This is a genomic window from Stenotrophomonas sp. Steno-Z10-BAI (genome assembly GCF_056393115.1).
In genome coordinates, this window is sequence record NZ_JBWJOZ010000002.1 from 851,098 (window position 1) to 874,893 (window position 23,796).

At 67.7% G+C, this 23,796-nt stretch carries 29 protein-coding genes and 1 tRNA gene; 11 read left to right on the forward strand and 19 right to left on the reverse strand.

Annotated features, from left to right (window positions below):
- Positions 1-7 precede the first annotated feature (7 nt).
- The 3 genes from AC06E9_RS08590 to hisS all read right to left on the reverse strand — a co-directional run bounded on the left by AC06E9_RS08590 (position 8) and on the right by hisS (position 2,182).
- Positions 8-328, reverse strand: a complete 321-nt coding sequence (locus AC06E9_RS08590) for a YerC/YecD family TrpR-related protein (RefSeq protein WP_121036642.1) — start codon at positions 326-328, stop codon at positions 8-10.
- A 166-nt stretch (positions 329-494) separates the two neighbouring features.
- Entirely contained in the window at positions 495-761 is a 267-nt protein-coding gene (locus AC06E9_RS08595) for a hypothetical protein (RefSeq protein WP_259462065.1), read from the reverse strand.
- A gap of 23 nt (positions 762-784) precedes the next feature.
- Positions 785-2,182, reverse strand: coding sequence for a histidine--tRNA ligase (gene hisS / locus AC06E9_RS08600; protein WP_478055893.1), 1,398 nt, complete (start codon positions 2,180-2,182; stop codon positions 785-787).
- 141 nt (positions 2,183-2,323) lie between these two features.
- On the opposite strand from hisS, the gene AC06E9_RS08605 reads away from it, so the two are divergent.
- Entirely contained in the window at positions 2,324-3,085 is a 762-nt protein-coding gene (locus AC06E9_RS08605; protein ID WP_019183011.1) for a Crp/Fnr family transcriptional regulator, read from the forward strand.
- 7 nt (positions 3,086-3,092) lie between these two features.
- Here AC06E9_RS08605 and thrC read toward each other — a convergent pair whose 3' ends face one another.
- From thrC to AC06E9_RS08635, 6 genes are all read right to left on the reverse strand, one after another.
- The gene (gene thrC, locus AC06E9_RS08610) at positions 3,093-4,385 is read right to left on the reverse strand and encodes a threonine synthase (protein ID WP_478055894.1); all 1,293 of its coding nucleotides are present in this window, start codon (positions 4,383-4,385) and stop codon (positions 3,093-3,095) included.
- A 31-nt stretch (positions 4,386-4,416) separates the two neighbouring features.
- Positions 4,417-5,334: a homoserine kinase gene (locus tag AC06E9_RS08615; RefSeq protein WP_478049734.1), complete on the reverse strand. Its 918-nt coding sequence runs from the start codon at positions 5,332-5,334 to the stop codon at positions 4,417-4,419.
- A gap of 11 nt (positions 5,335-5,345) precedes the next feature.
- Positions 5,346-7,868, reverse strand: a complete 2,523-nt coding sequence (gene thrA / locus AC06E9_RS08620; RefSeq protein WP_478055895.1) for a bifunctional aspartate kinase/homoserine dehydrogenase I — start codon at positions 7,866-7,868, stop codon at positions 5,346-5,348.
- An 89-nt stretch (positions 7,869-7,957) separates the two neighbouring features.
- Positions 7,958-8,098 (reverse strand): hypothetical protein, encoded by a 141-nt coding sequence (locus tag AC06E9_RS08625; RefSeq protein WP_478055896.1) that lies wholly within the window; start codon positions 8,096-8,098, stop codon positions 7,958-7,960.
- Positions 8,099-8,227: 129 nt separating this feature from the next.
- Positions 8,228-9,175, reverse strand: coding sequence for a DMT family transporter (locus AC06E9_RS08630; protein WP_121036637.1), 948 nt, complete (start codon positions 9,173-9,175; stop codon positions 8,228-8,230).
- Positions 9,176-9,242: 67 nt separating this feature from the next.
- Complete coding sequence (locus AC06E9_RS08635) at positions 9,243-9,932, reverse strand: helix-turn-helix domain-containing protein (protein ID WP_152150647.1); 690 nt, start codon at positions 9,930-9,932, stop codon at positions 9,243-9,245.
- A 103-nt stretch (positions 9,933-10,035) separates the two neighbouring features.
- Here AC06E9_RS08635 and AC06E9_RS08640 point away from each other — a divergent pair, with 103 nt between their 5' ends.
- A complete protein-coding gene (locus AC06E9_RS08640; protein WP_478055897.1) occupies positions 10,036-10,524 on the forward strand; it encodes a GNAT family N-acetyltransferase in 489 nt (162 codons plus the stop codon).
- A gap of 58 nt (positions 10,525-10,582) precedes the next feature.
- Here the strand turns inward: AC06E9_RS08640 and AC06E9_RS08645 are convergent, their stop codons facing one another.
- The 10 genes from AC06E9_RS08645 to AC06E9_RS08690 form a co-directional block, all read right to left on the reverse strand.
- Positions 10,583-10,870: a hypothetical protein gene (locus AC06E9_RS08645; protein WP_046272599.1), complete on the reverse strand. Its 288-nt coding sequence runs from the start codon at positions 10,868-10,870 to the stop codon at positions 10,583-10,585.
- Between the two features lie 159 nt (positions 10,871-11,029).
- Positions 11,030-11,479: a PA2169 family four-helix-bundle protein gene (locus tag AC06E9_RS08650; protein WP_019183020.1), complete on the reverse strand. Its 450-nt coding sequence runs from the start codon at positions 11,477-11,479 to the stop codon at positions 11,030-11,032.
- Positions 11,480-11,648: 169 nt separating this feature from the next.
- A complete protein-coding gene (locus AC06E9_RS08655) occupies positions 11,649-11,918 on the reverse strand; it encodes a PQ-loop domain-containing transporter (protein WP_121036634.1) in 270 nt (89 codons plus the stop codon).
- Positions 11,918-12,631, reverse strand: coding sequence for a glycosyltransferase family 2 protein (locus AC06E9_RS08660; protein ID WP_121036633.1), 714 nt, complete (start codon positions 12,629-12,631; stop codon positions 11,918-11,920). The genes AC06E9_RS08655 and AC06E9_RS08660 overlap by 1 nt, the downstream gene beginning before the upstream one ends.
- Positions 12,628-13,215 carry a class I SAM-dependent DNA methyltransferase gene (locus AC06E9_RS08665; protein WP_152150636.1) on the reverse strand — a complete coding sequence of 196 codons (588 nt, stop codon included), beginning with the start codon at positions 13,213-13,215 and terminating at the stop codon, positions 12,628-12,630. The genes AC06E9_RS08660 and AC06E9_RS08665 overlap by 4 nt, the downstream gene beginning before the upstream one ends.
- Entirely contained in the window at positions 13,212-13,970 is a 759-nt protein-coding gene (locus AC06E9_RS08670) for a PIG-L deacetylase family protein (RefSeq protein ID WP_478055898.1), read from the reverse strand. Before AC06E9_RS08670 ends, AC06E9_RS08665 begins: the two co-directional genes overlap by 4 nt.
- On the reverse strand, positions 13,958-14,950 hold the full coding sequence (locus AC06E9_RS08675) for an acyl-CoA dehydrogenase (RefSeq protein WP_478055899.1): 993 nt from the start codon (positions 14,948-14,950) through the stop codon (positions 13,958-13,960). The genes AC06E9_RS08670 and AC06E9_RS08675 overlap by 13 nt, the downstream gene beginning before the upstream one ends.
- Position 14,951: 1 nt before the next feature.
- Complete coding sequence (locus AC06E9_RS08680) at positions 14,952-16,115, reverse strand: zinc-dependent alcohol dehydrogenase (protein WP_019183026.1); 1,164 nt, start codon at positions 16,113-16,115, stop codon at positions 14,952-14,954.
- 190 nt (positions 16,116-16,305) lie between these two features.
- Positions 16,306-16,545, reverse strand: a complete 240-nt coding sequence (locus AC06E9_RS08685) for a hypothetical protein (RefSeq protein ID WP_121036629.1) — start codon at positions 16,543-16,545, stop codon at positions 16,306-16,308.
- Between the two features lie 92 nt (positions 16,546-16,637).
- Positions 16,638-17,126 carry a DUF421 domain-containing protein gene (locus tag AC06E9_RS08690; RefSeq protein WP_121036628.1) on the reverse strand — a complete coding sequence of 163 codons (489 nt, stop codon included), beginning with the start codon at positions 17,124-17,126 and terminating at the stop codon, positions 16,638-16,640.
- Positions 17,127-17,282: 156 nt separating this feature from the next.
- On the opposite strand from AC06E9_RS08690, the gene AC06E9_RS08695 reads away from it, so the two are divergent.
- From AC06E9_RS08695 to murB, 9 genes are all read left to right on the forward strand, one after another.
- Positions 17,283-17,654 (forward strand): hypothetical protein, encoded by a 372-nt coding sequence (locus tag AC06E9_RS08695; RefSeq protein ID WP_121036627.1) that lies wholly within the window; start codon positions 17,283-17,285, stop codon positions 17,652-17,654.
- A 16-nt stretch (positions 17,655-17,670) separates the two neighbouring features.
- Entirely contained in the window at positions 17,671-17,835 is a 165-nt protein-coding gene (locus AC06E9_RS08700) for a hypothetical protein (RefSeq protein ID WP_183073613.1), read from the forward strand.
- 148 nt (positions 17,836-17,983) lie between these two features.
- Positions 17,984-18,060, forward strand: a tRNA-Arg gene (locus AC06E9_RS08705).
- Positions 18,061-18,244: 184 nt separating this feature from the next.
- Entirely contained in the window at positions 18,245-19,777 is a 1,533-nt protein-coding gene (gene amaB, locus AC06E9_RS08710) for an L-piperidine-6-carboxylate dehydrogenase (protein WP_121036626.1), read from the forward strand.
- Positions 19,777-20,562, forward strand: coding sequence for an SDR family NAD(P)-dependent oxidoreductase (locus AC06E9_RS08715; RefSeq protein ID WP_121036625.1), 786 nt, complete (start codon positions 19,777-19,779; stop codon positions 20,560-20,562). The genes amaB and AC06E9_RS08715 overlap by 1 nt, the downstream gene beginning before the upstream one ends.
- Before the next feature lie 50 nt (positions 20,563-20,612).
- Positions 20,613-20,897, forward strand: coding sequence for a DUF4190 domain-containing protein (locus tag AC06E9_RS08720; protein WP_121036624.1), 285 nt, complete (start codon positions 20,613-20,615; stop codon positions 20,895-20,897).
- A gap of 7 nt (positions 20,898-20,904) precedes the next feature.
- Positions 20,905-21,675, forward strand: coding sequence for a class I SAM-dependent methyltransferase (locus tag AC06E9_RS08725; protein WP_478055900.1), 771 nt, complete (start codon positions 20,905-20,907; stop codon positions 21,673-21,675).
- A gap of 9 nt (positions 21,676-21,684) precedes the next feature.
- Positions 21,685-22,740 carry a quinone-dependent dihydroorotate dehydrogenase gene (locus AC06E9_RS08730; protein ID WP_121036622.1) on the forward strand — a complete coding sequence of 352 codons (1,056 nt, stop codon included), beginning with the start codon at positions 21,685-21,687 and terminating at the stop codon, positions 22,738-22,740.
- A complete protein-coding gene (gene murB / locus AC06E9_RS08735) occupies positions 22,737-23,786 on the forward strand; it encodes a UDP-N-acetylmuramate dehydrogenase (protein WP_478049742.1) in 1,050 nt (349 codons plus the stop codon). The genes AC06E9_RS08730 and murB overlap by 4 nt, the downstream gene beginning before the upstream one ends.
- Positions 23,787-23,796: the final 10 nt, after the last annotated feature.

Sequence of the window (23,796 nt, forward strand, 5' to 3'; positions counted from 1 at the left end):
GAGGTCTCTACTCGGATTCGGGGGAGGTCGGCGTGGCGGCGATGGCGGCGGCGTAACCGCCGTGGCCGTGGTCCAGCGAGCGCGCCACGCGTCCGGTGGTGGTCACGCTGACCCCGGTCAACTCATGGATCTCGCGATACGGCACACTCTGCTGCAGCAGCGGCACGACCTTCCAGCGGTCGGACAGCGCTTCCAGCTCGGCGGGGGTGCACAGATCGCGCAGGAACGCGGTCACCGCGTCCGGATCGGACAGGGCAGCAAAGGCACGCGCCAGCGAGGCCAGGTCGGCCTGGGCGTCTTTTTCGCGGGGGACGGGACGTAGTTTCATCGTATCAATGTAATAGCGTGCTATTACATTAGCGCAAACGAAACCGCGCAGTCAAACCGCCGCCGCAAGCGAAATGGACCGGTTCAGGGTCTGGAAACGCACAACGCCCGCGTTAGCGGGCGTTGTGATGGATCTCCAAGGAAGCGCGCCGACGAACAGTCGGCCCCTACCGGCAGCGGACCTCGGCACGCAGGGCACCGCTGCGCAGGCATTCGCCGAGCAGGCTGCCCTGGCGGCTGGGGAACGACTCCACGGCCTGCAGGGGGCCGGCGCCGCCGGGACAGCGGTTGCCGGCCAGCGCGCGCAGGTCGTGTTCAAGCTGTTCCCGATCGATCACATGGCAGCGATCGACCGAGAGCTGGTAGTGCCCCGGGCCGATCCGCTGGCTGCGCAGCGCCGGATCACTCTGGCAGGCCGCGAGCAGGAGCACCATCAGCGCCCCTGCCCCAAGCCGCTTCATGCCATGGCCTTGGCCTGCTCCAGCTCGACCTGCAGCGCGCTGGCCAGCTCGTCGCGGGCGACCTCGAACTGCTGCTCGCGCAGCAGATCCTTGACCGCCACCACGCCACGCGCCAGCTCTTCTTCACCGGCCAGCACGACGAAACGGATGCCGGCCTTGGCCGCGTACTGGAACTGCTTGCCGATCTTCTTCGGCTCCATCTGCACTTCGGCGTTGATGCCGCCCACGCGCAGGCGACGGGCGATATCCAGCGACTCGGGCAGGCCGTTGTCATCCATCAGGGCCACCAGCGCATGCACGCTGCTGTCCTCGATACCGGCGATCAGGCCGGCTTCGCGCAGCTGCCAGAACAGGCGGGTCAGGCCGATGGAGATGCCCACGCCCGGCAGCTTGGACTTGCTGTAGTGGCTGGCCAGGTCTTCGTAACGGCCACCCGAGCAGATCGAGCCGATCTGCGGGTGGTCGGTCAGCGTGGTCTCGTAGACGGTGCCGGTGTAGTAATCCAGGCCGCGCGCGATCGAGAAGTTCAGGCAGTACGCGGTTTCGGGCACGCCCAGCGCCTTGACCAGCTGCAGCACTTCGCGCAGCTCGGCCACGCCCAGCTTCAGCGTCTCGCCGGCGGTGCCGTCGGCCAGCAGCGCATCCAGCTGCGCCAGTGCATCGGCATGGCTGCTCGAACGCACCGCCACCAACGCCAGGATGCGCTCGACCTGCTCGGCCGGAATCGCAAAGCCCTCGCCCACCAGCGTCTCGCGCACGTAATCGGCGCCACGCTTGTCCAGCTTGTCCACTTCGCGCAGCACGGCCAGCTGGCGTTCGCCATCGGCCACGCCCAGGCTTTCGAAGAACCCCCGCATCAGCTTGCGGTTGTTGAGCTGCACCGAGAAATCACCGATGCGCAGCTCGGCGAACACCGCGTGGATGACCGCCAGCACTTCGGCGTCATAGCGGGTGCTCAGCGCGTCCTTGCCGATCACATCGATGTCGCACTGGTAGAACTCGCGGAAACGGCCCCGCTGGGCACGCTCACCGCGGTACACGCGCTGCATCTGGTAACGGCGGAACGGGAAGGTCAGGTCGTGTTCGTGCTCAGCGACGTAGCGCGCCAGCGGCACGGTCAGATCGAAGCGCAGGGCCAGCTCGGGCAGCGCTTTCTCTTCGGCTTCAGCAGCATTGGCCAGCGCGCCGGTCGACTGCACGAAATACACCTGGCGCTCGGTCTCGCCACCGGATTTGGTCAGCAGCACATCGGACAGCTCGAACACCGGGGTTTCCACCGGCAGGAACCCGAACCGCTCGTAGTTGCGGCGGATGACGTCCAGCATGCGCTGGAACGCGATCTGCTCACGCGGCAGCAATTCCATGATGCCGGGCGGCGTACGGGGCTTGATCACTTGCGGGACTCCTGCGGAAACGGGGGGATGAGCGAGCGGCATATTCTAGCCGCAGCCGGCGCAACGAGCCGCATCCGGACATCGGGGCCGGGCCAATGGCGGCATGACGTATCATAGGCAGGTCCCGCTTGCTGACCTGACATGACCCGGCCCCACTCCGGTACCGCGCTTTCCGCTGTTGAAGACCCCGCCGCCCCCGGTTGTTCGCCGCTGCGCGACTGTCTGCATTGCTCGGTACGGCACCTGGCGGTCTGCTCGGCGCTGTCGCCGGATGAAGTGCAGGCGCTGGAGCGGGTCACCGTGTCCCAGGCACTGCCGCTGGGCTCCACCCTGGCCCGTGCCGGTGAGCCGCGCCAACATGTCTATACGATTACCGCCGGTGCGCTGCGCCTGGTCCGCACGCTGGCCGATGGCCGCCGCCAGATCAGCGGCTTCGTGCTGCCCGGCGATTTTCTCGGGTTGAGCGGCAGCGATCACCACCGTTATGACATCGAGGCCATCGCCGACAGCCGGGTCTGCCGCGTGGCCCTGCCGCAGATGAAGGACCTGCGCTCGCGCTTCCCGCATCTGGAGCGCAAGCTGCTGCAGCGCGCCTGCCAGGAGCTGGATGCCGCGCAGGATGCCGCGATGGCGCTGGGCCGGCTGCAGCCGGCCGAGAAGGTCGCCGATTTCCTGCTGCGCCTGGCCGCGCGCGAAGCGCTGCTCGGTGAGCCGGGGCTGCGCGTGACCCTGCCGATGGGCCGTGGCGACATCGCCGACCATCTCGGCCTGACCATGGAAACCGTCAGCCGCACCTTCACCAAGCTGCGCCAGCAGGGCCTGATCGCTCTGCCCCATCTGAACACCGTCGAGATCCTGGACGAAGCCGGCCTGCAGAAGCTCTCGGCCGACGAGTCGTACTGACCCCGCCTCACCCGCGCAACAGCACCTCACGCAGCGCCCCATACGCCGGTGCGCAGGCTTCGGCCTGCGCGGGCCGCTCCAGCAGCGCGGCCAGGGCCGGCGGCACGTCCAGCGCCCGCCCGATCAATGGCTCCACCACCGATTCGAACTTGGCCGGGTGTGCGGTCGCCGCCACCGCCCAGTGGCCCTGTGCGCCCGCGGCCCGCAGATGCTCCAGGCGCGCCACCGCCGTCGCCGTATGCGGGCAGAACACCTCGCCATACAGGTCATGTCGCCGACGGATCAGCTCGCGGATCGCCGCATCGTCGATCGCTTCCGCGCTGAACGCAGCGCGCAGTACTGCATCGTCGTCGTTGTACAGCCACCGCAGCCGCTCGAAATTGCTCGGGGCCCCCACGTCCATGGCATTGGCGATCGTCGCCACGCTGGTCTGTGCCTGGTAGGCCTCGCCGTGGAAGTAGCGCGGCAACACATCATTGGCATTGGTCGCCAGCGCGATCTGCCCCAGCGGCAGGCCCATCGCCCGCGCCAGGATCGCTGCCATCGCATTGCCCAGGTTGCCGGTCGGAATCACCAGGTTGAGCACGTGGCCGGTCTGCGCCTGATGGACCAGGGCAGCGTGGGCGTAATAGCTCATCTGCGGGAGCCAGCGGCCCAGGCTGATGCTGTTGGCCGAGCTCAACGGCACCGCGTCCTGCAGCTCGCGATCGCCCAGCGCCTGTTTCACCATCGCCTGGCAATCGTCGAACGATCCGGCGACGCGCAGCGTGTGGATGTTGTCGCCGAAGCACCCCAGCTGATGCGCCTGGCGCGGCGAGACACGGCCATCCGGGTACAGCACCACCACCCGGATTCCCGGCTGCCGATGGAAGGCCGCGGCGACGGCGGCGCCGGTGTCGCCGGAGGTCGCGACCACGATCGTCAGCGGACGCTCGCGCCCCTGCTGCAGGCGCGCAAGACACGCCGCGAGAAAGCGCGCACCGAAATCCTTGAAGGCGGCCGTGGGGCCATGGAACAACTCCAGCACATGGTCATCGGCGGTCGCCAGGGGGCGCAGTGGCGCATCGAAATCGAAGGCCTGCTCGCACAGTTCGGGCAGCGCTTTCTCCAGGGCATCGTCATGGAAATACGGCGCCAGCAGCGCCGCAGCGGTCTGTGCGAAGGACCCCTGCGCTGACCAGTGCTGCAGGCGCGGGCGGTGTTCGGGGACATACAGGCCACCGTCCGGGGCGAGGCCAGCGGCGAGCGCGTGGCTGAGTGAAGCGGCAGGTGCAACGTGACGCGTGGAAACGAACTTCATCGGACATCCCAGAGTAGAAAGAGTGGACGCGTCACAGCAGGCGCGCGGCGGGCGCATTCAAGGGCGACACCCAGGCCTGGCTGTCGAAGCCGGCCTCGGCAAATGCCTGTTGCACGGCCGCCTGCGCAGCAAGGGCAGCGTTACGCTGCTCGAACCAGGCAAACACGCTCGGCCCTGCGCCGGAAATACTGGCGCCCATCGCCCCGCCCGCCAGCGCCGCGTCGCGCGCGGCGGCAAACCCGGTGATCAGACCGGCACGGCGCGGCTCGACCAGCACATCACGCAGTCCGGCACGGATCAGCGAGGCATCGCCGGTGAAGCAGCCACTGAGCACCAGTGCCAGATTCGCGCTCTGCGCGACGAACTCGCCCAACGCGTAATGCCCCTGCAGCGCGGCGCGCGCACGGCGGGTCTCCAGCACGGCATCCGGGTGCACCAGCAGGCTGTGCCACGCCGCCGGGACCGGCACCGGCACCAGCCGGTCCGCCGTGCTCAGTACCAGCCCGCCCAGCAGCATCGGCCCGAGGTTGTCGCCATGCCGGCCCCCGCTGGCCACGGCCTCACCGGTCAACGCGAACGGATACAGCGCCTCGCGCGACAAGGGCTGCGGCAACAGCGCATTGGCCGCGACCAGCGCCGCCACGCACGACGCGGCCGAACCGCCCATGCCCGAGCCCAGCGCGATGCCCTTGTCGATCTCCACCTCGAAGCCGAACGGCAGATCCAGCGCGGCACGCAGCGCGATCAACGCGGCGCCGGCGGTGTTGTCCTCGGCCACCCGTGGCAGATCCACCGTGGTACCGCGGATCGCGTGGATGCGGACCACCGGTTCCCCGATTCGCCGCACCGTCACGGTATCGCCAACGCCCTCGATGGCGTGGCCAAGGATGTCGAACCCGACCCCCACGTTGCCGACCGAGGCCGGCGCAAATGCACGTGCTTCCGTCATGCTGCCCTCAGTCACAGACGTGCTCCTTCACCCACCGCCACGCGCAGCACATCGGCGAACACGCCGGCGGCGGTCACCTCCGGCCCGGCGCCCGGGCCCTGCACCACCAGCGGATTGTCGCAGTAGCGGCGCGTGGTGAACTGCACGACGTTGTCGGTCAGGCGCAGGTTGGCGAAGGCATGGCCTGCCGGCAGCGCGACCAGGCCCACTTCGGCGCCGTCCGGCGTCAGGCGCGCCACATAGCGCAGCACGGCACCGTCCGCGCGGGCGGCCGCCAGGCGCTCGGCGAACACCGCATCGATCTGCGGCAGGCCGGCGATGAAGTCGTCCACGCTGGCCTGGCGCAATGCTTCGGGTACCAGGCTTTCCACGCGCACCTGCGCCAGGCTGAGCTCACGGCCTGCCTCACGCGCCAGGATCACCAGCTTACGCGCGACATCCACGCCGGAGAGATCATCGCGCGGGTCCGGCTCGGTATAGCCCATGCCACGCGCCTGGCTGACCAGTTCGGAGAACGGCACCTGGCCGTCGTACTTGTTGAACAGCCACGCCAGCGTGCCGGAGAAGATGCCGTCGATCGCCAGCACCTCATCGCCGGTATCGACCAGGTCGCGTAGCGTGGTGATCACCGGCAGGCCCGCGCCGACCGTGGCTTCGTAGCGGAAGCGCGCGCCACTGCCAGCCGCTGCCTCGCGGATCGCGTGATAGCGCTCCAGCGGGCCGGCACCGGCCTGTTTGTTCGGGGTGACCACATGGATGCCCGCGGCCAGCCAGCCGGCATAGCGGTCGGCCACGTCGGCGCTGCCACTGCAATCGATGATCAGCGCATGCGGCAGATGCGCGGAGAGCAGATGCTCCGTGAACGCCTCCAGATCACTCGGTTGCGCCGGGCCGGACAGCACCGCGCGCCAGTCACCTTTCAGGCCGCGCTCGTCCAGGACCATGCGGCTGCGCGAGGCGACCGCGCGCAGGCGCAGATCCACATTGGCGCGGCCGAGCAGCTGCACCTGGGCGGCCTGCAGCTGATCCAGCAGCGCCGCGCCCACATTGCCCGGGCCGATCACACCGACCGAGAACGTCTGCGGCGACAGCCAGAATCCGGCATGTGCCGCGCGCAGCGCCTTGGTCGCATGGCGGCTGTCCACCGCCACCGAGATGTTGCGCTCCGAGGAACCCTGCGCGATCGCCAGGATGTTCACCTGTGCGCGGCCCAGCGACTCGAACAGCCGCGCGGCCACGCCGGGCTGCCCGGCCATGCCATCGCCCACGGCGGCCAGCACGCTCACGTTGTCGGTCAGCTGCACGCGCTGCACCTGGCCCAGGCTCAACTCATGCGCGAAGGCCTGCAGCAGCGATTCGCGTGCGCGCACCGCCTCGGCCTGCTTCACCACGCAGCAGATCGAGTGCTCGGAGGAGCCCTGCGAGATCATCACCACCGACACATGCGCATTGCGCAGCGCGGCGAACACCCGCTCGGCCGTGCCGGGCACGCCGATCAGGCCGGTGCCTTCCAGGTTGATCACGGCCAGGTCCGGACTCAGGGTCAGCCCCTTGATCGGACCGGAGACGGTGCGCTCGGCGGTGATGCGCGTGCCCGGATGGTCCGGGTGGAAGGTGTTGCGGATGATGATCGGCAGGCCGCGCTCGATAGCTGGCGACATCGTCTGCGGGTGCACCACCTTGGCGCCGAAATAGGCCAACTCGCAGGCTTCGTCGTAACTCAGCGCTTCCAGCTGGACCGCCTCGGGCACCACCCGCGGGTCGGCCGAGAGTACACCGTCCACGTCGGTCCAGATGTGCAGCTCGTCGGCATTGAACAAGGCGGCGAAGATCGCGCCGGAGTAGTCGCTGCCGTTGCGGCCCAGCGTGGTGATGCGGTCCTGGCGATCACGGGCGACAAAGCCGGTGGCCACGATGCGCGATTGCGGATGCTGCAGCCGCCACTGGGCCAGACGCTCGGCGCTGCGCACCCAGTCCACGTCCACGCCCAGTTCACCGCGCTCGATCACCAGCACATCGCGCGCGTCCAGCACCGCGCAGTCTTCGCCCAGCGTCTGCAGGTACTTCCCGAGCAGCTGGGCCGAATACACCTCACCCATGCCCTGCACGCGGTCCAGCACTTCGGTGGGCAGGCCGCCGATCACTGCCAGCGCACCCAGCACCTCGGCCAACTGATCGAAGCGCTGGTCCAGCCATTCCACCGTCGCCCCGGCGTGCTCGCCGAGCAAGGCAACGGCGGCACCGCGGTGGCGTGCCCGCAAGGCGTGCCACTGTTCGCGCCAGGCCGAGGCGTCTTCTGCGGCCAACGTGGCCACCCCGATCAGCGCATCGGTCACGCCCTTCATCGCCGAGACCACGGTGACCTGCATCGTCTCCTCACGCGCCAGCAGCAGCTGCGCCACATGGCGATAGCGCTCGGCATCGGCCACCGAGGTGCCGCCGAACTTGTGGACCACGGTGGTCACGCCGGCCCGCGCGGCGACGGAAGCGGCGGGCTGGGCGGAAGGTGGAGCGGAAGCGGCGACAGAAGACATGCTGACCTCGATGGGAGGCCCCGCGTCACATCAGGTTTGAGAGTTTCCCCCGCCACCTGATCTGGGTGCGGGGCCGTGGTTTTCGGAAATTACGCGAAGACGACGGGCCGCACCGGGCGAGTGGTGGCGGTGGTAATGATGGTGGTAATGATGGTGGTACCGGTCGACACGGCCAGGGCGCCCGCGGAGGCGGGAACGAGCAGGTAGGCGTGGGCGGCGGTGATGACCATGGATCAAGAAAACTACGCCGCCGCCCTGCTTGTCAAGTGCTGCGCTGCAAAAGATGGTGGCACGTAAACCGCTGCCATCGTCGGCCAACAAGTTGCGATTGTGACCATCCAGCCGCGGCAAGGCCTTCCCTATCCCACATGCTCCGCCACCGCCGCCGGTGGGCGATGCGCGTGCGCGCACATCAGCACGCCCGAGACCAGGCAGACGATGGCGACCGTTTCCATCGGCGTCGGCCAGCGCTGCTGCCAGGCAAAGCCGTACAGCAGGGCGAACAGGGTCTCGAAGACGATCATCTGCCCGGTGAGGGTCAGTGGCAGGTGGCGGCTGGCGCGGTTCCAGCAGGCATTGCCGAGCACCGAGGCGACCACCGCCACGCCCGCGCTGATCAGCCAGAAGTTCAGCCACTCGCCCGGCGGATGCACCGTCGCGCTGGTCAGGAACGCACTGGGCACCAGTACCAGGGCAAGCCCGCCGGTGGTGATGCCGGTCAGCAGCGACCAGTCATGCCCGGACAGATCCGGCCGGCGCGCCAGCCAGCGGCTGTTGCCGATCGAATACACCGCCCAGGACAACAACGCCCCGACCGCGCACAGCAGCCCCAGCAACCGGCGCCCGGCCGAGCCCTGCGCATGTTCGGCCATCAAAGCTTCATAGCCCACCAGCGCCACGCCGAGCAGGCACAACAGCAGCGCCGGAGCCAGGCGTCGCAGCGGGACGGCGCCTTCCTCGCGCACGCCAGCCAGGGTCACCACCACCGGCATCAATCCCACGATCAGCGAGGCGGCCGCACCACCGGCCCACTGCACGGCATTGGCCAGCAGCAGGAAGTAGACCAGGTTGCCGGCCAGGCTCAGCCACAGCAGACCACGCCACTCGGGCCACGCCAGCCGGTCCTTGAGCTGCCGCCAGCGCGGCGCGAGCAGAACGACGGCAATCAGGCCGTAGACCAGATAACGGCCGGCCGAGAGCTGTACCGCGTTGAAGCTGTGCAGCACCGCCGGGGCCAGGAACACCACGCCCCACAGCGCGCCGGCGGCAATGCCGTTGGCGATGCCCACTCCCATCGATCGTTTCATTGCAGCTCACGCGGTATGCATTGGCCGCGCAGTGTAGAAGCCGCTCACCGCGACGTCTTGACCGAGGCTACTGCCGCCGGAAGGCCTGCGGGGTCAGCCCGGTCTCCCGGCGCAGGGCACGGGTCAGCGCACTGTGCTCGGAATAGCCGGCATCCAGCGCGATCGTGGCGATGCTGTCGCTGCTGGTAAGCAGCCGGTGCTTGGCCCAGCGTAACCGGCAGGCACTCAGCCACGCCTGGGGAGGCACCCCGAATTCCTGTACGAAGGCCGCGTGCAGGCGGCTGCCGCTGATGCCGACCAGCGCGGCCATGCGGGCTACGTTCCAGTCCGCGCCGGGGTTGGCCGAGAGCCGGGTACACAGGGCATGCAGGCGTGCCGCGCTGCCAGCGGGCGCGTACTGCTGCAGCAGGGTCGCAAGCAGACCCTCGCTGCCGTGTGCGGGCGCACCGGCCAGGCGCTGGCGCACTCCCTTCGGCAGTGCCAGCCAACGCTGACGGCGCAGGTGCTCCAGGGTGTGGTCATCGATCACCCCCGCCGGGCAATCGACGATCAACATCAGATGATCGCCATCGCCGGTCTGCGCATGTCCCTCGCCGGGCGCCACGAAGGCTCCCTGCAGCACATCCAGGCGGCCGCCAAACGCATCGACCTCGACATCCAGATCGCCGCGCAGCGGCAGCACCCATTGCGCAAAGTCATGCCGGTCCACATCGCTGGACGTTCCGTAACACCGCAGATGGCAGGCGCTGGCGTGCATGGCGATAGTCTGCGCGCAGGGTGAAGGCCGCTGCAAGCGGCGGCGAAATGCCCGCGCATCCGCGTACCATGGCAGCCGACCCGTCCAACATGGAGCGTTCACCGTGGCCTGCACCATCGTTCCCCTCAGTGACCGCCCCGACCTGCTGCCCATCCTGGCCGAGTGGTACTTCCAGCAATGGGGACGCCACGTGCCGGACCTGACCCTGCTCGATCAGCAGCAGCGGCTGGAAGTGTTCCTGCAGGACGACGAGTTGCCCCTGCTGCTGATCGCGCTGGATGACGCGGTGCCGGTCGCCGCAGCGCAGCTCAAGTTCCATGAGCGGACCGAACGGCCCGAACGATTGCACTGGCTGGGCGGCGTCTATGTCCATCCGGCGCACCGCGGGCGCTGCCTGGCCGAGAAAGTCATCGAAGAATTGCTGGTGCGCGGTCGCGCGCTTGGCGTACGCGATCTCTACCTGCAGACCGAAGCCGATGATGGCGGCCTGTATCGTCGGCTGGGCTGGGCACCGCTGGAATCACTGCAGCATGCGGCCGGCATGCCGGTCCGGATCATGGTCCGCAGCGTGGCCGCCGACCGCGTCGACTGAACGCGCGGTTGCGGCGCCCTGGTTCAAGAATGAATGAATGCGCCGCCGGTGAACGGCGTCAGCGGAAGCGCACCGGCTGCGGTGCCGGGCGGTCGGCCAGCGAGCCGAGCGTGAACGTGTATCCAGCCTCTTCCAGCAGCTTGCGCATGCGCAGCTCCGCGCGCTTGGGGTAAGCCAGCGAGGTCGGTGCGTGCAGGGCGTAGGAGGTCGATTTTCCGGGCAGCGTTTCGCGGGTCACCGAGGACTGATTGGTCTCGCACGCGTTGGCCCACAGGTCCATCAGCACCTTCGGGCCGATGGATTGATTGTTGCTGAGACGAAGCGTCAGCCAACGCATGTGTTCCATGACAAATCCAAGCGGCTCTTTGTCCCGAGTATGCACCAATTCCCCCACTACCGTTCGGCGCCGTCTGGACCTTGGCCGCCACCCCGCCTGCCGGACACAAACAAACAGCCCCGGCAGTGCCGGGGCTGTCTGGATACCGCTTCAGGAAGCGACTGGAACTCAGTGCTTCATGGCGTGCTTGCGGTCGCGCATGACGGCATGGCACTCCTGCACCTGCGGCAGCAGACGCTGGACTTCCTGGCGCGCGGCCGGCGAGGTGTCGGCGTCGGTCAGGGTGTCCTTGAACGCCTTCAGCAGGCGATCCTCGGATTCTTCCAGCTCGGCCACGTAGCCGTACTGCTTGTCGCCCAGGGTGGCGCGCACCTTGCCGTAGAACTGCTGCATGGAACCGACGAAGGTGCCATGGTCGGCCGGCTTGCCGCCAGCGGCGACAACGGTGGCGCTTAGCGAGCGGACGATCTCATTCTTGACACCGGCGATACGGGTGAAGAGCGCCGCCAACTCGGCATCTTCGACCTTGCCTGCGGCCTCGGTGTAGAACTCCTGGCCATCGCGGGCGATTTCGATCAGGTCGTTCAAGTTATGCGCGGTCTTCGATTCGGTATTCACTGCGATGTACTCCTGTTGGTCCGGTTTGGCCCGTGTGTTGTTGTCGGGGTGAGTCGACTTTTCCGCATTGGCCATGAAGTCGGCGTGACACTGAAATGCGAGTGTTCAGCGAGCTCAACGCACTGCGCGGCAGATGTGCACGGCGCGTCGTCGAGGCGCGAAATACGTGTTACTTCCCCGCCCGTCTGCGCTTGATCCAGGACAGCCATTGCCCGGCGATCGCCGTGAGCAGAATCAGCGAATTGGTCACCACGAAAACGATCGATCCGGTCGCCGCGCTGTACGCAATGAACAATACCGAGGCAGTGATCTGGCCAACGAACAACCACGTCGATACCGCCTGCGCATCCTCGGCGGTCCACTGCTTCCAGATCTGCCGCCACAGCGTGGCGATCAGCACGGCGGTCGCCGCCCAGCCGAGCAGATCGATGGGGGCCATCAGCGCGCCAGCAGTGACAGCGGCGGCACGTCGCTCACCACCTCATCGGCCGCCAAACCAACGCGCTGTTCCAGGCGGCGCAGGAAGTCACTGAAACCGTGCGGTGCACGCGCGTACCGGCGTGCGCTGGTGATCACCCGGGGGCTGGCCAGCCGCGCCACCTGCATGCCAGCGCCGTACATGGCCTGGATCAGCGCAACGTCCTCACCGGTTGCCAGCGGCGCGAAGCCGCCGGATTGCCGATAGGCCAACGCGCTGAAGCCCATGTTCGCGCCGTGTACGTGCGGGTGCCCATCCACCGCATGCTCGCGCTGCAGGAACTGCTCGCGCACGGCCTGCGGGTAGTCCAGCCAATCGCCCACCGCCACCACGCCACAGAAGGCATTCGCACCGCATTGCAGCTGGCGCGCCAGCCAGTCCGGCGGCACCGCGCTGTCCGCGTCGGTGCAGCCGATCCAGCGAGCCCCCAGTGCCAACGCGCGCTCACTCGCCGCCGCGCGCGCGACGCCAACACAGCCCGCCTCCACAGTCACCACCTCCACCCCCATGCGCTGGCAGATCCACTCGGTCGCGTCACTGCAGCGATCAAGGGCGACCACGATCACCACCGGCTCGCCACGCAGCGCGGGATGCAACGCGGCCACCTGCAGCGACTGCAGGCAGGCCGCGATCAATTGTTCCTCGTTGTGCGCGGGAACGGTCACGGCAATCATCGCAGGCCCTCGTGTTCGGCCACCGAGGTGGTCTCGGCCGACCAGCCTTCCAGCAGCATGTCCTCGTCACGATACGAGAACAGGCGGGGCAGGCTGTCATCAAACTGCGCGTGCACGAACGCGGCGCTGCAACGCGCCTGCTCGAACGGCACGCGCCAATGGCAGGCAATCACCACGCCCTGCGGCGTGAGCGATTGAACCACCTGCGCCGCCACCTGACGCATGTCGTCTTGTGAGAGGTAGTAGCCCATTTCACCGAGCACGATCAGATCGAACGTGCCTGCTGGCCAGTCCTGAGGATGACGCGCCTGCTCGATGGAAACGTGCGCGTGGCGCCGGGTCATCGCCTGCGCCGCGACGACAGCGCCTTCGCTCAGATCGGTGGCGAGCAGGTGATCGCAGCGCTCGGCCAAGGCCGCGGTCAGCACCCCGTTGGAGCAGCCCAGCTCCCAGCCACGGCCAAAGCGCTCGCGCGGCAGGCTTGCAAGGGTGAGCGCGCGCTTGCGCTGTTCGTACCAGCGGGTGCGGTACTGGAAGGGATCCTCGTTCTCGTACAGCGCGTTGAAGTAGGCGACATCGCTCATCCAATCAATACCTCGTAGTTCCGTTCAAACCGCTGCAGCACAGCGGCAGGCAGGATGGGCTCGCACTCGAGCCCGGCCACCGCGCCGGTCTGGGTCACGAATTGCTGGATGGCATCGCGCTTGCAGCCCAGCAGGTCGTCCTCCAGCGCATAGCGCGTGGCAGGCTCCCAGGCCGTCGGTGCCGCCTGCGGGTCCAGCCAATGCCAGCCCCACACTGGGTATTCCTTCAACGCGGCGCCGCGCGCGGTGCAGGCCTGCACGCAGGCACGCGCGACCGCTTCATGGTCCGGATGCCCATCCAAGCGCCACGGTGCCAACACCAGATCATCCGGCTGCAGCAGGGCCGCCAGCTGCTCGCCGATCCATGCCTCGCTGGCCGTCACCGCGCCATCGCCGATGTGCCAGGCGATCCGCGCTGCACTCGCCAAGCCCAGGCAGCGCAGCGCGTCGTCCAGCTCAGCGGCACGGGCCACGCGCAGCCGCTCGGGCAACCACGCAGGTTGATCGGGATAGCAGGCTTCGCCGTCCGTCACCGAGATTACCGTGATGGCCAAGCCGGCGTGGTGCGCAAGCGCCATCAGGCCGCCGCATGCCAACACTTCATCGTCCGGATGCGGCGACACCACCACCAGCCGCCGCGCATCGCCGAACAGCGCCGCAAGGGACGCCAGGGGCAGCGCCTGCAACCACGGCGATGCCGCCCACTGCGCTTCGGTCACGCCGCCGCCTTCGATCTGACGATTCACAGCGTCCACGTGCGGCCCTCGCGGTGCATCAGGTTGCCAAGATGCTGCCAGTCGCGGTCGGCATGGCTCTGCCGGATGAACACCGTCAGGTCGGCCCAGCGCCGGGCGTGCGCCGGGTCCATGCACATCGGACCAGGCCCCAACGCCCTGCCCACCCGATCCAGGGTCAGGGTGGCAGCCCTTTCCACCGCGCTGCGTGCCCGCACGATTTCCTTCTGGTGAGGCAGCTCGGGCTGCGCATCGATCAGCGCGGCCAGCTCGCGCAGCAGTGAGGCGCACGGCGACAGCGCCAGGTCGATCTCACCCAGCAGGCCGGCCACCGTGCCCGGCTCATCGGCCCGCGCGTTGTGCAGCAGCGGCTCGGCCAAGGCACTGGCGCCACCAAACCAGCAGGCGGCAATACCTGCGCCGCCGTGCCAGAACCCCGGACGCTGCAGATAGGCGTCCGCCGCGCCAACCTCGACGGCCGGCACCTGGTCGAAACGGGCTGTCCCGCTCGGCACCCGCCCCATGCCCGTGGCCTGCCACGTCTGTGGCAGGAAACTCACGCTGGCGCGGCGCACCGGCACCAGGAACAGCCGCGAGCGCCCATCATCGCGCACCGTCACCAGGGCATGGTCAACCCAGCCTGCACCAGAGCACCATGGCTTGTCACCGGACAGCGTGCCGGTGGCCCGATCAAAGCGCAGGGTCGCCGCCGGCCCTTCGGCCGCCCATACGGCGCCCAGCCGATCGCGGTCCGGCATCGAGGCGCCGAGTTCTTCCAGGATCGCCTGCGCGTCGTAATGCGCTTCCAGCACCTTGGCCAGGCAGAGATCGCGCGCGGCGATATGCGCCAACGCCTGCCAGCGCAGCAACGTGTCCCCACTGCCGGGGCGCGACAACGAGGGTTGGTGTTCGATCCACGCACGCGCCTGCGCCTGCAGGTCATCGCCATCGGTCACCGGCTGCGGTGCCGCCGGCGGTACAAGAGAAGCCACGGCATTCATGTCAGGGCGTCAGGATCACCTTGCGGCAATCCTCCTCTTTGCGGTCGAAGATCTCATAGCCACGCACCGCGTCTTCCAGCGACAGCCGGTGCGTCACGATCACGCCCGGATCCAGCCGGCCTTCGCCGATATGGTCGAGCAGCTCCGGCATCAGCTTCTGCACATGGGTCTGGCCCATCTTGAAGGTGAGGCCCTTGTCGAATGCATCGCCGAGCAGGAAGCCGTGGATGAAACCGGCATACACACCCGGGATGCTCACCGTGCCGCCGCGACGGGTCGCGGCGATGCACTGGCGGATCGCCACGCCGCTGCTGCCTTCCACTTTGAGCGTGGTCAGCGCCGATTCCAGCGCACTGCCCTCCGCCTCGAAGCCGACCGCTTCGATCGTGGCATCCACGCCGCGGCCGTTGGTCTGGGTGATGATGTATTCCGCCGGATCCTCCACCTGGGTGAAATCGATCGGGGTCACGCCGTAGGTCTGCTGCGCGAAGGCCAGGCGATACGGCAGATGGTCGACCATGAAGATGGTCTCCGCGCCCAGCAGGCGGCAACATGCCGCACTCATCAGCCCGACCGGGCCGGCACCGAAGATCGCCACCGTGGAGCCCGGCTTCACCCCTGCGTTGATCGCCGCCTGGTAGCCGGTCGGCAGGATGTCGGAGAGGAACAGCACCTGCTCATCGGCGAGCGCATCGGGAATGCGCAACGGCCCCACATTGGCCTTCGGCACACGCACGAACTCCGCTTGCCCACCCGATACACCGCCATAGAGATGGCTGTACCCGAACAGCGCCGCCGGCGGGCGGATGCCCTTCTGGTTCACGGCGGCGCCCTTGCCGGTATTGGTGGTCTCGCAGGCAGCAAACTCGGCCAGGCGACAGTGGAAGCATTCGCCGCACGCAATCACGAACGGAATCACCACGCGGTCGCCCGGGCGCAGATCCATCACGCCAGCGCCCACCTCCTCCACCACGCCCATGAACTCATGGCCGAGCACGTCACCGGTGTGCAGATCCGGGATCTTGCCGCGGTACAGATGCAGGTCCGAGCCGCAGATCGCCGTGGCGGTGACGCGCAGGATGATGTCGTCCGGGGCAGCGAGTGCGGGATCGGGCACGGTATCGACCCGTACATCCTTGCTGCCGTGGTAAGTCAGTGCGCGCATAGCAAACTCCGTGTCCAAGTACCTCTGTGGTACGTGGTACGGCGTGGCAGCGTCGTGACCGCAACGTGTGCGGCGTGTCTATCCGGGTGAACGCGTCGCACTGCAGAGGCTGGAGCGCATGCGCTCCGCAGGGCATGAGGACTGAATCATTCATTCTGCGGGCGCGGCCAGCGCCTCATGCGTGGTTCGCCTACTCCACCGAGGGCGCCGAAGGCGCCTCCGGATCCGGCGGCAGTTCCTGCGGCGGCGATGCAGGTGCCGGGTCGCCCTCCGGTGGGATCTCCTGCGGCGGCTCCTGCGCAGGCGGATCACCACGGCCCGGTTCTTCCACTGGCGGCGCGGGCGGCACGGGTTCCGGGGTCGGGTCCGGCACCTGGGCGATCACCTCATCGCATCGGGCCGTCGTTTCACTGTCCAGTGGCATGTGCATCGCGCGTGTTCCTGTTGTGGGACTGCGCACGACGCTACGCGGTACACCGTCAACATCCAGCGAGGGCGAGAGTGACCGGCGAACGCTCCCGCTCAGTCATCGCCTTCGGCGCGGCGCTTGTGCACCGTGATCTCGCCGGAGGTTTCCAGCACCGCCAGCTCCACCTGCCCGAAGCCCTCGCAGCCGTTGGCGCGCATCGCCACTTCCAGATCCGCCGGGCTGACATTGCAGCGCTTCACCTGCTCCCAGTAGATCGTACCGTGCCGCGCCAGCACCACCGGCACGCCCTCCACGATCTCGTTGAGGCGCTTGCTGCGCGCACCCAGAAAGCCGACGAACCAGTTCAGACCGATCAGCGTCGCGGCCAGGATGAGCCCGCCGGGCAGCGAAGTGTCCTCACCGATCAGCGAGTTCTGCACCGCCGTGCCCAGCAGCACGATCACCAGGATGTCGAACGGCGTGGACTGCCCCATCGAGCGCTTGCCGCTCATACGGGTCAGCAGCAGGACCACCACATATACCGCAACCGCGCGGACCACGAACTCCCACCATTCCATTCCCAGCTCGAACATCTCATGCATCGCGGCAGCCTCTGTGTGGCGAGGTCTGGACGATAGGAAGTCCGAAGTGAAGCCGGTGGGAGCACCCGCCCTTCACGGGATCCCTGCCGCTTCGTAACAGCGCCAGGGCTAGCGTCGAGGCATCACCGCCCTACCCGTTCGCGCAGGAGACACGCCATGCAGCACGACAAGACCCCGCCCGCCTCCACCGAAGACGCCCACGCCACGCACACCTGCCCACCGGCCGAAGGCACGGTCGACAAGAAGCGCACCTCGGAGAACCACGACGAAGCGCTGGAAGAGACCTTCCCGGCCAGTGACCCGATCTCTCCGTTCGTGGCGGCCAAGCCGCCTGAGGACGACAAGGACGCGAAAGATCCGGATGCGGAGCACCTGAAGATCGAGAACGAGGGCTACAACCAGCACGGCCACGGCAAGGGAGGCAAAGCCGGTGAAGGTGAGCCGGACGGCGTGCGCGAGGACGACGGCATTACCCAGCCAGACTTCGGCCAGCACGGTACGGCCGGCAAACAGACGCTGGATCGCTGATCAACGAGGAGATGTCATGACCACTGCACCGCGAGCACCGGCTACCAAAGAAGATGACCAGCAGAAAAGCCACACGCCGGACACGCTGAGGAACGATGACGCCCGCTGGAAGGACAAGGACATGCCGGAGGCGGAACACACTGCCAGACCCCAGGATTACGAGCGCCCAAAAGCACCGTAGCCGGCGTACCCTCCGCTGGCGCAGACCGCTTGCGGCCACCGGAGGATGAGAACCCCCAACGCCCGCCTCGTCTGAGCGGGCAACACGCGTGTGGATGCACGCCCGGCTGCAGGGGGGCCTGTTTGCCTGTATCCTTGCAGGCCGTTTTGGCCCCGTAGCTCAGCTGGATAGAGCGTCCCCCTCCTAAGGGGAAGGTCGCCCGTTCGAATCGGGCCGGGGTCACCAGCATCGGATGCTTTGGCGCCATCGCCGGCCGCGCGGGTTCCTGCCGCCATGGGCGTCTGCCGATCCTTGCGCTGCACCGCCAGATGAGGCATTGCGCCCCTCTGTTACCATTCGTGGTTCAGCTTGCCGCCCCCCACCCTGCCAGCGGCCAGCGCCTTACAAACGCAACGCAACAGGAGTTTGCATGTCCTCTGACCTGCTCAAGGCCCTCGGCCTCGACGCGACCAACGCTGGCACCTACCTTGGCAACGGCGAGTGGTCCTCGGCCACCGATGCCGGTGTGATCACCCCGGTGAACCCGACCACCGGCGAAGCCATCGCCGAGGTCTACGCGACCACCGACGCCGACTACGAAACCATCGTGGCCCGCGCCCAGGAGTCCTTCAAGGTCTGGCGCACCACCCCGGCCCCGCGCCGTGGCGAAGCCGTGCGCCTGTGTGGCGAAGCCCTGCGCGCCAACAAGGATGCCCTGGGCTCGCTGGTCGCGCTGGAGATGGGCAAGAGCAAGCCCGAGGGCGATGGCGAAGTGCAGGAGATGATCGACATCGCCGATTTCGCCGTGGGCCAGAGCCGCATGCTCTATGGCTACACGATGCATTCCGAGCGCCCGGGCCACCGCATGTACGAGCAGTACCAGCCGCTCGGCCTGGTCGGCATCATCAGTGCGTTCAACTTCCCGGTCGCGGTGTGGGCATGGAATTCGTTCCTGGCCACGATCTGCGGCGACATCTGCCTGTGGAAGCCGTCCAACAAGACGCCGCTGACCGCGATCGCCTCCATGCGCATCTGCAATGAAGCGCTGCGTGACGGTGGGTTCCCGGACCTGTTCTTCCTGATCAACGATGCCGGCACCGAGCTGTCGCAGAAGATGGTGGCCGACAAGCGCGTGCCGCTGATCAGCTTCACCGGTTCGACCCAGGTCGGCCGTCAGGTCGCCGAGAAGGTTGCGCATCGCCTGGGCCGCTGCCTGCTGGAGCTGGGTGGCAACAACGCCATCATCCTGGATGAAACCGCCGATCTGAAGCTGGCGATCCCGGGCATCGTCTTCGGCGCCGTCGGTACCGCCGGCCAGCGCTGCACCACCACGCGCCGCCTGATCGTGCACGAATCCATCCATGACGACGTGCTGGCCACGCTGATCAAGGCGTACAAGCAGGTGGAAGGCAAGATCGGCGATCCGACCGACCCGGCCAACCTGATGGGCCCGCTCAACAGCGACGGCGCCGTGCAGCAGTTCCTGGCCTCGATCGAGAAGGCCAAGGCCAGCGGCGGCACCGTGCAGACCGGTGGCACCCGCCTCGACCGCGCCGGCAACTTCGTGCTGCCGGCCATCGTGACCGGCCTCAAGAACAGCGATGAGGTCGTCCAGCACGAGACCTTCGCCCCGATCCTGTACGTGATGAAGTACAGCACGCTGGACGAAGCGATCGACATGCAGAACGGCGTGCCGCAGGGCCTGTCGTCCTCGATCTTCACCACCAACCTGAAGACCGCCGAGCGCTTCCTGTCGGCAGCTGGTTCGGATTGCGGCATCGCCAACGTCAACATCGGCACCTCCGGTGCGGAGATCGGCGGTGCGTTCGGTGGCGAGAAAGACACCGGCGGTGGTCGTGAGTCCGGCTCGGATGCCTGGAAGGTCTATATGCGCCGCCAGACCAACACCATCAACTACTCCGATTCGCTGCCGCTGGCCCAGGGCATCAAGTTCGACCTGTGATGGACCCCGCGCCCCACCTGCCCGCCGGCCCACGCCTGGAGTTCACCGGGCGCCGGGTGCTGATTGCCGGTGGCAGCAGGGGCATCGGGCGCGCGATGGCGCTGGCGTTTGCTTCGGCAGGCGCCCGCGTCTCGGTCTGCGCACGCGGTGAGGCCGGTCTGGCCGCGCTGCGTGCGGATGCCGGCGCGCTCGGCCTGGCCGTGCATACGGCCACGGCCGACCTCTCCCAGCTGGGCGACATCGGCCGCTGGCTGGCCGATGCCGCTCAGGCCTTGGGCGGCGTCGACGTGCTGGTCAACAACGCGACCGGCTACGGCATGACCGACGATGAGGCGGGCTGGGAAGCCAGCTTGAACGTCGACCTGATGGCGGCCGTGCGTGCCTCGCGGCTGGCCCTGCCCTGGCTGCAGCAGTCCAGTGATGCCTGCATTCTCAACCTGGCCTCGATCGCTGCCCAGCAGCCGCGCCCGGGTGGCGCGCCGTATGCGGCGGCCAAGGCCGCGCTGATGCACTACACCACTTCGCAGGCCCTGGCCCTGGCGCCACAGCGGATCCGCGTGAACGCCATCGCCCCCGGCTCGATCGAGTTCGAGGATGGGCTGTGGGCGCGTCGGCGCGAGCAGGACCCGGAGCTGTATCGAAACACCCTGGCGAAGATCCCGTTTGGCCGCTTCGGCGAGCCAGCGGCCATCGCCAACGCCGCGCTGTTCCTGTGCTCGCCGCTGGCGGGCTGGATCACCGGGCATACCTTGAATGTGGATGGTGGCCAGGTCCTGATGGGATAAACCCGCCGCTGGCCCTATCATCGAACCACCCCACCGCGACCAGGACCTGCATGAGCCTCCCGCCCCGACAAACCAGTGCCATGGCCGTGGTCAGCCTGATCATGGGCATCCTCGGCTGGACCGCCCTGCCCTTCATCGGCAGCATCGCGGCGATCATCACCGGGCACCTGGCCCGCGCGGAGATCCGGCGCCGCCCGCTGGAGCTGGAAGGCGACGGCATGGCCTTGGCCGGCCTGATCCTGGGCTGGATCATCGTGATCGGCAGCCTGCTTGCCCTGGTGGTGGTGCTGTTGTTCTTCGGCGGACTGGCCTGGTTTGCCGCTACCCAATCGTGAGGTGCACATGAGCCGCTCGGATTCGACCGAACGCTTCAGCAGTCGGGTTGCCGACTACGTCCGCTACCGTCCCGACTATCCCCCGGCGTTGCTGGACTGGCTGCACCAGGACATCGGTGTTCCCACCGAGACCCTGGTCGCCGATATCGGCGCCGGCACCGGCATTTCCACCCGGCTGTTCCTGGCCGCCGGCCACCCGGTCATCGCGGTGGAGCCGAATGCGGCGATGCGCGAGGCGGCCGAGCAGCTGCTGGCGCCGGATTATCTGCGCCTGAAGGTGGCCGACGGCACCGCCGAAGCGACCGGCCTGGCCGACAACAGCGTGGGTCTGGTCGCCGCAGCGCAGGCCTTCCACTGGTTCGATACCACTGCAGTGCGCCGCGAATGGGCGCGCATCCTGCAGCCCGAAGGCATGGCGCTGGTGTTCTGGAATTCGCGCCTGCTCGATGCCTCCCCGTTCCTGATCGGCTATGAGCAATTGCTGCTCGAGTTCGGCACCGACTACACCGAGGTGGCCGAGCGCTACCAGGACGATGACACCATGCGTGCGTGGTTCGGCGAGGGCCTGCGCGGCATGGCCCGGCTGCCGAACGTGCAGCGCATGGACCTGGATGGCCTGCGTGGCCGCCTGCTCTCCTCTTCGTATGCACCGCAGGCCGGTCACCCGCGCCACGCGCCGATGCTGGCCGCGCTGCAACAGCTGTTCGACGCCCATGCGGTGGACGGCCAGATCGCTTTTGAATACCAAACCCGTGCCTTTGTCGGCACGCTGGACTGATTGAACGCCATGTACTCGTTTGCCCGCCCCTTCCTGTTCGCCCTTGATGCAGAACGCGCCCACGGCCTTGGTCTGAGCGCGCTGGACCTGGCCTATCGCACCGGCACCACGCCGCTGATGGGCCGCCGCATCGACCCGCTGCCGACCAACGCGTTCGGAGTGAGTTTCCCGAATCCGGTGGGCCTAGCTGCCGGCCTGGACAAGAACGGCGAGCACATCGATGCGCTGCTGGCCCTGGGCTTCGGCTTCGTGGAGATCGGCACGATCACCCCGCGCCCGCAGGCCGGCAACCCGAAACCGCGCCTGTTCCGGCTGCCGGAGCACCAGGCCATCATCAACCGCATGGGCTTCAACAACCTGGGCGTGGATGCGCTGGTGCGCAATGTCGAGCGCGCCAAGCGCCGCACCGGCCTGCTCGGCATCAACATCGGCAAGAACAAGGACACCCCGAACGAACAGGCGTTCGACGATTACCAGCACTGCCTGCAAAAGGTGTATCCGCTGGCCGACTACATCACCGTCAACATCTCCTCGCCGAACACGGCCGGCCTGCGCGAGCTGCAGGAAGAGACCGCCCTGCGCCAGCTGATTTCGCAGCTGCGCGAGAGCCAGGAAAGCCTGGCCGCCAAGCACGGCAAGCGCGTGCCGATGCTGGTCAAGGTGGCCCCGGACCTGAGCGACCGCGATATTGACGCCGCAGCGCGCGTGCTCGGTGAGCTCAAGGTGGACGGCGTGATCGCCACCAACACCACCATCGACCGCAGTGCGGTGGCCGGTGACCCGCGTGCTAATGAAGCCGGCGGCTTGTCCGGCGCGCCGTTGCTGGGCCAGTCCACCCTGGTGCTGCGCCGCCTGCGTGCGCGCCTGCCCGAGTCGATGCCGCTCATTGGCGTCGGCGGTATTCAATCCGGCGCGGATGCGGTCGCCAAAATGGCGGCCGGCGCCGCGCTGGTGCAATGCTACAGCGGCCTGATCTTCCGTGGTCCGGAACTGGTGCACGAGTGCGTGGAAGCGATCCGCCGCCGCAGAGAGGCGCCCAGCCGCGGCGCGGTGGCACCGCTGTGAACGACGCCATGACTGCCTGGGCCATCACTGAAAACGCCTCGCTGAAGGCGCTCAACACGTTCCACGTCGACGCCACCGCTGCGCAGCTGCTGGAGGTGTTCGATCCTTCCGTGCTGCCGGAGGTACTTGCCATCCCGCGCGTCGCCGAACAACCGCTGCTGGTGCTGGGCAGCGGCAGCAATGTATTGATCGCCGACAACGTGGAAGGCACCGTACTGGTGTTCGCCAACCGCGGCATCGAGATTCTGGAGCACCGCGCCGACCACACCATCGTGCGCGCCGGTGCCGGCGTGAACTGGCATGGGCTGGTCATGTGGTCGTTGCAGAACGGGCTGTCCGGGCTGGAGAACCTGGCCTTGATCCCGGGCACCGCCGGCGCCTCGCCGATCCAGAACATCGGCGCCTATGGCGCGCAGGTCGGCGAGTTCATCCAGGCCGTGGATGCCTGGGACCGACACGAAAACGACTGGGTGCGCCTTGATGCGGAAGGCTGCCAGTTCGCTTACCGCGACAGCATCTTCAAGCACGACCCGGACCGTTACCTGATCACCGCGATCGAACTGCGTCTGCCGCTGCTGCATGGCCTGCGCCTGGGCTATGCCGGGATCGCCGAGGAAATGGAGGCGATGGGCGTGGAACTGCCGGTGGCCGCCGATGTGGCCAACGCGGTGATCAACATCCGCCGCCGCAAGCTGCCCGATCCGGACGTGCTCGGCAATGCGGGCAGCTTCTTCAAGAACCCGATCCTGCCGCTGGAACAGGTGGAGGTGCTGCTGCAGCACTTCCCCGAGCTGCCGGTGTTCCCGGCCGACGACGACAGCCGCCGCAAGATTTCCGCCGCCTGGATGATCGAGAGCTGCGGCTGGAAGGGCTACCGCGATGGCGATGCCGGCGTGGCGCCGAGCCATGCACTGGTGCTGGTCAACCATGGCCAGGCCACCGGTGAAGAACTGCTCGCACTGGCGCGGCGGATCTCCGCCTCGGTCGTGGAGAAGTTCGGCGTGCCGATCGAACCGGAGCCCAGGCTGATCGGCGCACAGTGGTGAACCCCGCCCC

Coding starts and splice junctions, on each gene's coding strand:
- AC06E9_RS08680 (WP_019183026.1), bottom strand. CDS start 16,115: ATGCGCGCACTGACTTACCACGGCAGCAAGGATGTACGGGTCGATACC.
- amaB (WP_121036626.1), top strand. CDS start 18,245: ATGTCCTCTGACCTGCTCAAGGCCCTCGGCCTCGACGCGACCAACGCT.
- AC06E9_RS08700 (WP_183073613.1), top strand. CDS start 17,671: ATGACCACTGCACCGCGAGCACCGGCTACCAAAGAAGATGACCAGCAG.
- AC06E9_RS08675 (WP_478055899.1), bottom strand. CDS start 14,950: ATGAATGCCGTGGCTTCTCTTGTACCGCCGGCGGCACCGCAGCCGGTG.
- AC06E9_RS08685 (WP_121036629.1), bottom strand. CDS start 16,545: ATGCACATGCCACTGGACAGTGAAACGACGGCCCGATGCGATGAGGTG.
- AC06E9_RS08660 (WP_121036633.1), bottom strand. CDS start 12,631: ATGATTGCCGTGACCGTTCCCGCGCACAACGAGGAACAATTGATCGCG.
- AC06E9_RS08725 (WP_478055900.1), top strand. CDS start 20,905: ATGAGCCGCTCGGATTCGACCGAACGCTTCAGCAGTCGGGTTGCCGAC.
- AC06E9_RS08645 (WP_046272599.1), bottom strand. CDS start 10,870: ATGGAACACATGCGTTGGCTGACGCTTCGTCTCAGCAACAATCAATCC.
- AC06E9_RS08635 (WP_152150647.1), bottom strand. CDS start 9,932: ATGCACGCCAGCGCCTGCCATCTGCGGTGTTACGGAACGTCCAGCGAT.
- AC06E9_RS08590 (WP_121036642.1), bottom strand. CDS start 328: ATGAAACTACGTCCCGTCCCCCGCGAAAAAGACGCCCAGGCCGACCTG.
- AC06E9_RS08630 (WP_121036637.1), bottom strand. CDS start 9,175: ATGAAACGATCGATGGGAGTGGGCATCGCCAACGGCATTGCCGCCGGC.
- thrC (WP_478055894.1), bottom strand. CDS start 4,385: ATGAAGTTCGTTTCCACGCGTCACGTTGCACCTGCCGCTTCACTCAGC.
- AC06E9_RS08595 (WP_259462065.1), bottom strand. CDS start 761: ATGGTGCTCCTGCTCGCGGCCTGCCAGAGTGATCCGGCGCTGCGCAGC.
- AC06E9_RS08625 (WP_478055896.1), bottom strand. CDS start 8,098: ATGGTCATCACCGCCGCCCACGCCTACCTGCTCGTTCCCGCCTCCGCG.
- AC06E9_RS08715 (WP_121036625.1), top strand. CDS start 19,777: ATGGACCCCGCGCCCCACCTGCCCGCCGGCCCACGCCTGGAGTTCACC.
- AC06E9_RS08665 (WP_152150636.1), bottom strand. CDS start 13,215: ATGAGCGATGTCGCCTACTTCAACGCGCTGTACGAGAACGAGGATCCC.
- AC06E9_RS08695 (WP_121036627.1), top strand. CDS start 17,283: ATGCAGCACGACAAGACCCCGCCCGCCTCCACCGAAGACGCCCACGCC.
- AC06E9_RS08615 (WP_478049734.1), bottom strand. CDS start 5,334: ATGACGGAAGCACGTGCATTTGCGCCGGCCTCGGTCGGCAACGTGGGG.
- AC06E9_RS08720 (WP_121036624.1), top strand. CDS start 20,613: ATGAGCCTCCCGCCCCGACAAACCAGTGCCATGGCCGTGGTCAGCCTG.
- AC06E9_RS08730 (WP_121036622.1), top strand. CDS start 21,685: ATGTACTCGTTTGCCCGCCCCTTCCTGTTCGCCCTTGATGCAGAACGC.
- AC06E9_RS08605 (WP_019183011.1), top strand. CDS start 2,324: ATGACCCGGCCCCACTCCGGTACCGCGCTTTCCGCTGTTGAAGACCCC.
- thrA (WP_478055895.1), bottom strand. CDS start 7,868: ATGTCTTCTGTCGCCGCTTCCGCTCCACCTTCCGCCCAGCCCGCCGCT.
- AC06E9_RS08690 (WP_121036628.1), bottom strand. CDS start 17,126: ATGCATGAGATGTTCGAGCTGGGAATGGAATGGTGGGAGTTCGTGGTC.
- AC06E9_RS08655 (WP_121036634.1), bottom strand. CDS start 11,918: ATGGCCCCCATCGATCTGCTCGGCTGGGCGGCGACCGCCGTGCTGATC.